The sequence below is a fragment of the Mesobacillus subterraneus genome, from assembly GCF_000934845.1.
Lineage (GTDB): Bacteria > Bacillota > Bacilli > Bacillales > Cytobacillaceae > Mesobacillus > Mesobacillus stamsii.
Genome location: NZ_JXIQ01000073.1, coordinates 22,511 through 31,953 on the forward strand (window position 1 = coordinate 22,511; position 9,443 = coordinate 31,953).

Below are 9,443 nucleotides of genomic sequence, written 5' to 3' on the forward strand. Positions count from 1 at the left end.
CTTATCCAAACCGTCCGGAAATATACTCTTCTGTTTTCTTAACACTAGGATTCGTGAAGATTTTTTCTGTCCTGTCAAACTCAATTAGATCTCCATTTAGGAAAAATGCTGTTTTATCTGAAATTCGCGAAGCCTGCTGCATATTATGTGTGACAATAATAATAGAATAATCGTTTTTCAGCTCTACAACAAGCTCTTCCACTTTCGCGTTTGAAATTGGGTCCAATGCTGAGGAAGGTTCATCCAATAGTAGGACTGTCGGTTCCATCGCAACCGTACGCGCTATACACAAGCGCTGCTGCTGACCTCCCGATAGAGACAGAGCTGAGGTATGAAGACGATCTTTCACTTCCTCCCAAAGAGCTGCCTTTGTAAGACTTTCCTCTACTTTTTCATTTAGCACGCTCTTTTTGTGAATGCCCGCAAACTTTAGAGCGTAGCTTATATTTTCATAAATGGATTTAGGAAAGGGATTTGGTTTTTGGAAAACCATCCCTATTTCCTTTCTCAATGCAACTACATCAATATTATCTCCAAGAAGATTGATTCCCTCATAATTAATTTCTCCCTCTGCCCTTGCACTAGGAATCAAATCGTTCATTCTGTTTATCGACCGCAGAAACGTCGACTTACCGCAACCTGACGGGCCAATTAAAGCCGTCACCGCATTTTTTTCAATATCCAGAGAAATTCCATTTACTGCGCGATTGTCCCCATAATAAATACTTAGGTCCTTTACTTCCAAAACAATATCGTTTCGCCTATTTTCATCCATTATTTGCGAGTTGCTTTTTTCTTTCAGAGTTGTAGCCATAACAACTTCACCCCTTTATTTAGTTGCCGTAATTTTTTTGTGGATTTTGCTGCCGATCCATCTTGCGGATAAGTTGAATATAAGGACTGCTATGATAAGGACAGCAGACGCACCAGCAGATTTTTCAACAACATCGGGAATAATTCCCTGTGTGTTAACAGACCAAATATGGACAGCTAACGTTTCTGCCGGACGAAAAATATTTAATGGCGACCTATCAGAAAATGGATTCCAGTTTCCATAGTCAAGCCTCGGGGTAGATAAGCCTGCAGTGAATAATAGGGCAGCTGCCTCTCCAAACACCCGGCCAGATGCAAGAATTACACCTGTCAGAATAGAAGGGAATGCACTAGGAAGAAGGACATGTTTAATCGTATGCCAATGGGTGACACCGAGAGAAAGGCTCGCTTCTTTTTGATCACCTTGAATAGAATTGAACGCATCCTCCGTTACTCGTACAATCACAGGCAGGTTAAAGATCGTAAGGGCCAGTGCCCCTCCTATGATGGTATATCCCCAACCAGTGAGATTGACAAACATCAACAAACCGAACATACCTATTACAATGGATGGCAAAGATGCAAGAACTTCAATAAAAGAACGAATTAAATTAGTTATTTTCCCGGGCCGCGCATATTCCGCCATATAGATACCGCCTCCCACACCAAGAGGAACAGCGATCACCATAGTAAGGAATAGAATATAAAATGAATTAAATAACTGGTCCCTGATTCCGCTGCCGCCAAGGACATTACTTGAAGGAGTTGTTAAAAACTCAATACTAATATGTTTAAGGCCATTGCCAAGAATATAGGCAAACAACCCAATTAAAATCGCGACAATGATAAAAGCAATTAAACCAAAGATTGCTGTTGCAATTCTGTCCGCTGTCTTGCTGTTCATTTATATTTTCCTCCTTGCAGACAAATACCGAATAACGAGAATAAAAGCAAATGACATAATCAACAGGAGGAGCCCCATTGACCATAGAGTATTATTTTCTATACTCCCATAAGTTGTGTGGCCCATGTTCAAAGTTATAATCGTTGTCAAAGTTGCAGAGGCATCGATGATACTGGACGGCAGGGTACGAACATTCCCAATAACCATCTGCACCGCGAGAGCCTCCCCAAATGCACGAGCCATTCCGAGCACAACCGCCGTAAGAAGGGTGGGAGATGCTGCGGGAATAAGCACTTTGCGGATTGTCTGCCACCGTGTTGCTCCGAGTGCAAGCGAACCTTCTCTTAATGCTGTTGGCAAGGAAGCCATCGCGTCCGTTGCAATCGAAGTCACAGTAGGTAGGATCATGATTGATAAAACAATGGTTCCTGTCAAAAGGCTGAATCCTAGCCCTCCGACATTTTCCCTAATAAAAGGCACAAGCACACTAAGCCCTATGAATCCATAAACAACGGAAGGAATTCCGACAAGTAGTTCTATGACCGGCTGAAGCACTTTCCGACCCCAGGAAGGTGCTATTTCGGTCATGAATATCGCCCCGCCAATGCCGAGCGGTGCAGCTACCAATGCAGAAAGGAAGGTGACAGCAAACGAGCCAAAAATAAAAGGAAACGCACCATATAGCGGACTCTCAGCATTTGTCGGATCCCATTTTGTACTGGTTATAAACTCAATTGGACTAATGCCGTTTTTTGTAAATGTCTGTAAGCCTTTTGACCCCAGAAAAATAGTAATCGCAACGGTGGCGAAAATCATAATGAGCGCACTGGCCGTTACGAGCATTCTTCCTCTTGCTTCCCCATTCATCCTGCTGTTTTTGGACTTTATCAGTCTTTCTTTAGCTGGAACCGATTTTTCCATAAATTTTGACACTCCCGTATACGTTATAAGAGGGTAAGTGCCGACAGGCACTTACCCTAAAGAATATAGTTTGTTAGGTGATTACTTCATATTTCCTTGTGCATCACGTTCAACTTCCATTTTTGAACCTGGGATATACCCTTGATCTTTCACTAAAGTTGTTTGGATTTCATCGCTCATCATATAGTCAATGAAAGCTTTAGCAAGAGCATTAGGCTCTCCTTTTGTGTAAGAGTGTTGATATGCCCAAATTGGAAATTTACCTTTTTGGACGTTTTCGTCAGTAGGCTCAACGCCATCTACAGAGAGTGGTGTTACGGAATCATCAGTGAAGTAAGAGAAAGCAAGATAGCCAATTGCGCCTTCCGTTTCGCTAATGATTTTTTTCACTGTGTTTGAAGAATCTTCGGTGACTCCTTCAGCAGGTGTCTTATCATCAAGAGCATATTTCACGAAAGTAGCACGTGTACCAGAAGAATCCGGGCGGTTTACAAGGACGATCTTTTGGTCTTTTCCGCCAAGATCTTTCCAGTTCGTGATTTCGCCAGTAAACACTTTGATTAGGTCTTCTTTTGAGATATCATTGATTCCAACATTTGGGTTTACAGCTGCAGCCATTCCAACAACAGCTACTTTGTGATCAACTAGCTCATCGGCTGGAATTCCTTCCTTTTCCTCTGCGAAAACATCGGAATTACCAATATCGACAGAACCTTCAGCAACTTGGGAAAGACCAGTACCAGATCCGCCAGCATTTACCTGAACATCAACATCTGGATTTTTAGCCATGAATTCTTCAGCAGCAGCTGCAACTAGCGGTTGCATTGCAGATGAACCTGAAATTACCAACGAGCCTGAAAGTTTTTCTGTTGCAGTTCCATTGGTATCAGTGTTACTAGAACCATTCGTTCCTGGATCAGCAGTATTGCTCGTTCCGCCACATGCTGCAGAAAACACCATTAAAGCTGCTAAGATTAACAGCAGGCTGATTTTTTTCGCATTCTTCATTTCTAATTCCCCCTACGAGTTATGGTTGGTACGTCCTACAAGAGTAACAATACAGCTTTACTTTTAACATTGTTTTAACCTAATGTAAAGGTTTTGTAAATTTAGTTGAATTATGTGTAAATCTGTCGAAACAAGGAATAGATAGAAACTGTTTGTTTCTCGAAGATATTTTATCCTTATTTATTTTAAAAGTATACCCATAGCCCAATAAAAAAAACTGCCTATTATAGACAGTTAAGAAGTTGATTGGTTTATCTTCCTCTTTATCTCTTTATGGCTGCTCTGCACCCGTTCCGTTCTCGCCTTCCTGAGAGGACTGTGCCGGGTTTAAATTGCCTTCACTGCGTTTCTTTTTCAATTCAAAATACGTATCGAGGATTCTTCTGCCGATATCATTATTAGCGTGATGACCTGTATCCCCTTCATACGCCCACGGGACCACTACGGCTACGGCAATCTCTGGATTATCGTATGGTGCATAGGCAACAAGGCTTAAATTCATAACTTCTGGGGTTTTATCATAATTTTTCCTTTTTGGTCCGTCATAAAATGCCTGTGCTGTCCCGGTTTTTGCAGCTGGTCTATAATCGGCAGAAATAAATGTTCCATAAGCTGTCCCCCCCGGTTCCTGCGCAACTCTCCTGAAGCCTTCCTGAACTCTGTCGAACCATTCTGGCTTGGCATCAACCTTATTCAAGACGACAGGCTCAAATTCATTCACGACAGGACCAACTTCATCATTTTTCATGACTGGTTCTCTGATTTCCTTGACTATCCTCGGCTGAAGTCTGTTGCCACCGTTTGCAATTGTGGACACATATTGTGCCAATTGAAGAGGAGTATACGTGTCATATTGTCCGATCGCAAAGTCGAGCAGGAGACCAGGCTGTTTCGCTGTTCCTTTAAAACCGACCATCTCATTCGGGAGGTCGATTCCCGTTCTGACCCCAAGCCCAAATTGGCTGAAGTGATTCCGCATTGTCTCAAAAGCCTGCGGATCAATATCCAACGGCTGATCATACTGATAATTTCCTTTGCCAATATTGATGGCAGTCCTGAACATATATACATTTGACGACACCTTTAATGCATCGCGATCATCCAGGTAACCTAATCCTGCTTTCCATGATTTCTTTGGATTGGTTCCTTTTATTTTTATCGGAGTGTCTAAAAACTCTGTTCCCGGGCTAATTGCTCCTGTGCTAAAACCCGTTAAAATCGTGGCACCTTTTACTGCAGACCCGACATTATAGGAAGTCGTGAAATTGCCACTCGCAAAATCCTGTAAAACGTTCTTGCCTGTAGCTTCATCCTTGACAAGTTGTTTTCCTGCCAGTGTCAAAACTTCTCCCGTACTTGGGTCCATCAACACGGCAAATGCCCTATCAAGGAGCCCAGTTCCGGATGTTTGTTTCGCCTTTAATAATTCCTCTTCGATAATTTTATCCACTGCAAGCTGAAGATCCATGTCAATTGTCAACACGAGATCTTTCCCCCGCTGTCCTTCCGATATCACCTCAGTATCAAGGACATTGCCGCCTTTATCTGTTATGTTCTTTACCTTTGCTTTCTGTCCGTGAAGAATATCTTCATATTGCTGCTCGATATAACTCAACCCTACCCTATCATTTCTGCTGTATCCTCTAGCAAGATAATATTCCAGTTTTTCTTTTGGGAGACCTTTTTCCGAATCACTAACTTTCCCCAGAATGGTTCTTAATGTTTTATCGTAGCTATATTGACGTTCCCAGTCTGTAGTTGTATCAACCCCAGGGAGCATTTCGAGATTTTCACTTACAATCGCAAATTCTTCAATGGTTAAATCTTTTTTGATGATTTGAGGGGACAGAGCATATCCACTCATCATCTCTTTTAAAATAGCAAGAATCTCTAAATCCGCTTTTGTAAACTCATTCAACTCAGCTTCCGTGATCCGTTCAAGCTGCATATTATAAATCGCCTTATCATCAAGTTTTTTCTCATCATATTTCAGCCATTCTTCCTTGGTGATTTTGTCACGGGCGCTTTCTTCATTTTTCATCATCCAGTAGTCTTTTTTGTCTCTTTCCCCAATCTTCTTTAAATCAGCTTCCGTATCCTTGACGATTAATTTTGCAAGCCGTTCAGCAACAGTAAGCATTTCTTTCGTTTTTGTACTCTGGCTCTTCGTATAGGTAATCGCCATACTAGGGGTATTATCCACGATTGCTTTCATATTTCGATCATACATCTTCCCTCGTGGAACAGGGTTATTTACGGTCACATCTTCTGTCCGTTCGATTTCCCTTTTAAAATCCTCTCCGTACACAATTTGCACAATCCCCAGCCTTAAAATCAGCGTCGAAAATAATACAAATACTGCAAAAAACACCATATTCAGTCTGAACGGCACTTTCGTTTTCTTTTTTTTCTGTTTATTCAAACCTCTCCCACCTCTTCAGTCTGTAAGTCGGTAGCTTCCTGACCTTCCTCTATTTTAACGAAAATCAACTGCATTTACTATCTTTAAACAATCGCAGATTATTTTTCCAGCAGAGAAAAAAGCGCAAGCAGCTTGATCCGCATGCTATGCGCTAAAAAGACTTTCCAGTTATGCTGTTTTAAAGTGGATGTTCCTAATAAAGAGGTAAATCAAGGTATGCCCGCTTCCCAGCAGGACCAGAAGGAAAGGAATCGCTTGTTTTTCACTGAATAGATGGATTGCCAGCAGAAAAAGCAAAATCGAAGCAGCTCTGCCAAGATTTAAAAATAATTCGCGCACGACAATGTATTCCACCCTCATTTCAGCCGCTTTCCAGCCGCGGCCAATTACATCGTAGGTCATGGAAGAGTATGGCACAAGCAGTAGAGGGTAAGCGATGGCAATCAATGCAGCATATAATAGAAGCCGGGAATAGCTGAGTTCAAATATAAGTAGGAAAATCGCAAAAAACAGTATCAATCCGCCGACGAGAATTGCTTGTTTCCGATATTCTTTTTTTAGGGTCCGGGATACAAAATAATAAGCGAGAAATGATATCCCAGAATTAACCAATCAGTAAGTACCCAAAGCCATTTCGCTATCTGTGGCGATGAATACGAAAACAGAAACGACAAATACAAAAACCCCTTCTCTCAGCCCCTGGAAGAAATGAGCATTTGTCACCATACGCCAATTTTTATCATGTTTCCTTTCGATAATAATCCGCCGGAACCAGTACTTGCCGTGGGCAGGGCGTCGCTTCAAAAAGAAACTCAATAAAACAGCGATGGAAAACAATCCTAAAGATAACCCGAAAACCACCGTATAACCAGTCAGCTTTTCTAGTCTTGAAATGATAAAGCCAGCGGCTACTGGTCCAATCATTCCTCCAATAGATCCGAGAATTCCGAGAAACCCATTAAAGAAATCACGAGTTTCTGGCTCGGTGATTTCAAAGGTGAGAACATTGTAGGCTAGCCAGTAGAAACCATAGCCGATTCCTAAAAGAACACCCAATAGCAATAAAAATTCGGATGCTTTTGTGCCTACAAACAACACCGTCACATAAAACAATGCTAAAAAGATGACGCCAATGCGGAGCACAATGACTCTGTCAACCTTCTTTGCCCATCTCCCAGCAAGGATAAAGGTGAGCGGCTGGGCAACGACAATCGAGAGATTATACAGTGCTAAATCGGCCAGTTCGCCGGATTGCTTCCATAAATAGATGTTAACGAACGTATTGGAAAGGGCAATGCTTAAAGAGTATAACCCCCCAATCATCAACAGGAGTGCCAAATCCTTAGTCAGTTCAATGTCTCCTAATAATTTGTTTGCTTTGCTCATGATCGACTCCCCTTTTCTCTTGGGTAGTTTCTAACAAAGCAATCAGAGCTATTCACTTTTTAACAAGAACGAAAAGCGCAAGCGCCACGAATAGCCCCGACAAGCGCTGGAGCTAGATTAAGAAAACCACAAAAAGTTATCCACAACTAAATAATTTTATAATTTCCTAAACAAAACAAAGAAAGAGGCCGCATTTATTGCAGCCCCTCGCGTATTTCCCTAATTATTTCGCAGATGCATAGCGCTTGCTGACTTCTTCCCAGTTCACAATGTTCCAGAATGCACTAATGTATTCTGGTCTTCTGTTTTGGTAGTTCAGGTAATACGCATGCTCCCAAACATCCAAGCCAAGAATCGGAGTTTTACCTTCCATCAATGGGTTGTCTTGGTTTGGCGTGCTAATTACTTCTAGCTCTCCATTTTGAATAACGAGCCAAGCCCAGCCAGAACCGAAGCGAGTAGTTGCAGCTTTAGAGAATTCTTCCTTGAAGCCTTCAAATCCGCCAAACTTTGCGTTAATTACTTCCGCTAATTCTCCAGTAGGCTCGCCGCCTCCATTTGGAGAGATAACTTGCCAGAAAAGAGAGTGATTCGCATGTCCGCCGCCATTGTTGCGAACTGCAGTGCGTGCTGCCTCTGGAACAGCATCCAGATTAGAAATAACTTCTTCGACAGATTTGGATAGAAGCTCTTCGTTTCCTTCTAATGCGTTGTTAAGATTTGTTACATACGTATTGTGGTGCTTTGTGTGGTGAATATTCATTGTTTCCTTGTCAATGTGTGGTTCCAGTGCATCGTATGCGTATGGTAATTGTGGTAATTCAAATGCCATTTTAACATCCTCCTATGTATCGTGTTTCACTTTTAGAACAATCTTTCATACAATTTAGGTAATTAGAATTGTTCTAATAGTGCTTGCTTTTAGCATACCAAAGAAAAAGATTTGTTTCAAATAAAAAGCCTTGTCTAAACAAGATTAACCTATCCACATCATCCTTCTTTTATACATGCATGTATTTGTGAAAAAAGTTTAGAAAATCGTCAATTTTCTCCGAACGCAGTCGTGTCAACGATATTTGTCGCACATAGCTGAAAATATTTCCAATTATTTCTATAACCCAATTGACATAGCTGCCACAATTCCCTTAAATCAAAGTATAGAAAGGAATATAAGGAGACGATCCAGATGGACAGAAATATATCATTGTACAGTTTAATGATACAAAGCTTCATTGATAAAGAAACAATTCAAAAAATCAAAGCAGACACCATCCTTTTCCAGGAGGACGAAAATGTTCAAAATGTTTATATTATCTTAAGCGGAACTGTTTCAGTCGGCCGTGTTCACATGAAAGGCAAAGAATTCATCCTCAAAATCCTGAACGGCGAAGAAATGATCATAGAATATGAATTGTTCAAACATACTCCGCGATACCATTTTTCCGCAAAAACACTCACTGACTGTGAAGTGCTGATGATTAAAAGAGAACAGTTCGAAGAATTCGTCCTTGATGATAAAACAGCGATGAATGCACTAGTGAATTGGTTGAGTACAAGATACCTTAAGGCGCAAATGAAATGCCAGGACCTGATTATGAACGGAAAAAAGGGTGGATTGTACTCCATATTGATCAGGCTATGCAACAGCTACGGGGTAATGACAGATGAAGGAATCCTGATTGATTTACCGCTTACCCACCAGGAACTTGCCAATTTGACCTTCGGAACCCGTGAAGTGATCCAAAGAATGCTTAAGGACTTGCGCGAAAAGGACGTCATCGCCTATGACCAGCTAAAATTCACCGTAAAAAACCTTAGTTATTTAAAGAGAGAAGTCGATTGCCAGAATTGTTCCTTTGAAATCTGCGGATTAAATTGATTCCATAGGATAAATTAACAGGATTCTCATGAGAAAAACCGGACAAAAACCGCCCGGTCTTTTTTTGGGTTTGGCTGATAATCGATTTTCACTCCAGACACTCGCTTTCC

The 9,443-nt window shown here is 41.4% G+C and carries 7 protein-coding genes and 1 pseudogene; 1 reads left to right on the plus strand and 7 read right to left on the minus strand.

Features of this window, described 5'->3' with window-relative positions:
- Position 1 precedes the first annotated feature (1 nt).
- The 7 genes and pseudogenes from pstB to UB32_RS09225 all read right to left on the minus strand — a co-directional run bounded on the left by pstB (position 2) and on the right by UB32_RS09225 (position 8,286).
- Positions 2-775: a phosphate ABC transporter ATP-binding protein PstB gene (gene pstB / locus UB32_RS09195; RefSeq protein WP_241768462.1), complete on the minus strand. Its 774-nt coding sequence runs from the start codon at positions 773-775 to the stop codon at positions 2-4.
- 54 nt (positions 776-829) lie between these two features.
- The gene (gene pstA / locus UB32_RS09200) at positions 830-1,717 is read right to left on the minus strand and encodes a phosphate ABC transporter permease PstA (RefSeq protein ID WP_044393130.1); all 888 of its coding nucleotides are present in this window, start codon (positions 1,715-1,717) and stop codon (positions 830-832) included.
- Complete coding sequence (gene pstC, locus UB32_RS09205) at positions 1,718-2,638, minus strand: phosphate ABC transporter permease subunit PstC (protein WP_044393132.1); 921 nt, start codon at positions 2,636-2,638, stop codon at positions 1,718-1,720.
- Between the two features lie 81 nt (positions 2,639-2,719).
- Positions 2,720-3,646, minus strand: a complete 927-nt coding sequence (locus UB32_RS09210; protein WP_044393134.1) for a phosphate ABC transporter substrate-binding protein — start codon at positions 3,644-3,646, stop codon at positions 2,720-2,722.
- 271 nt (positions 3,647-3,917) lie between these two features.
- Positions 3,918-6,020: a peptidoglycan D,D-transpeptidase FtsI family protein gene (locus UB32_RS09215; RefSeq protein WP_198528185.1), complete on the minus strand. Its 2,103-nt coding sequence runs from the start codon at positions 6,018-6,020 to the stop codon at positions 3,918-3,920.
- Positions 6,021-6,236: 216 nt separating this feature from the next.
- A pseudogene (locus UB32_RS09220) lies at positions 6,237-7,454 on the minus strand (MFS transporter).
- Between the two features lie 223 nt (positions 7,455-7,677).
- The gene (locus UB32_RS09225) at positions 7,678-8,286 is read right to left on the minus strand and encodes a superoxide dismutase (RefSeq protein WP_044393138.1); all 609 of its coding nucleotides are present in this window, start codon (positions 8,284-8,286) and stop codon (positions 7,678-7,680) included.
- 354 nt (positions 8,287-8,640) lie between these two features.
- Here UB32_RS09225 and UB32_RS09230 point away from each other — a divergent pair, with 354 nt between their 5' ends.
- A complete protein-coding gene (locus tag UB32_RS09230) occupies positions 8,641-9,333 on the plus strand; it encodes a Crp/Fnr family transcriptional regulator (RefSeq protein ID WP_052806999.1) in 693 nt (230 codons plus the stop codon).
- The last annotated feature ends 110 nt before the right edge of the window (positions 9,334-9,443 follow it).

What these genes read in the sequence shown, in the direction of transcription:
- UB32_RS09225 (WP_044393138.1), bottom strand. Translation starts at nt 8,286, where the DNA reads ATGGCATTTGAATTACCACAATTACCATACGCATACGATGCACTGGAA.
- UB32_RS09210 (WP_044393134.1), bottom strand. Translation starts at nt 3,646, where the DNA reads ATGAAGAATGCGAAAAAAATCAGCCTGCTGTTAATCTTAGCAGCTTTA.
- UB32_RS09230 (WP_052806999.1), top strand. Translation starts at nt 8,641, where the DNA reads ATGGACAGAAATATATCATTGTACAGTTTAATGATACAAAGCTTCATT.
- UB32_RS09215 (WP_198528185.1), bottom strand. Translation starts at nt 6,020, where the DNA reads ATGGTGTTTTTTGCAGTATTTGTATTATTTTCGACGCTGATTTTAAGG.
- pstC (WP_044393132.1), bottom strand. Translation starts at nt 2,638, where the DNA reads ATGGAAAAATCGGTTCCAGCTAAAGAAAGACTGATAAAGTCCAAAAAC.
- pstB (WP_241768462.1), bottom strand. Translation starts at nt 775, where the DNA reads ATGGATGAAAATAGGCGAAACGATATTGTTTTGGAAGTAAAGGACCTA.
- pstA (WP_044393130.1), bottom strand. Translation starts at nt 1,717, where the DNA reads ATGAACAGCAAGACAGCGGACAGAATTGCAACAGCAATCTTTGGTTTA.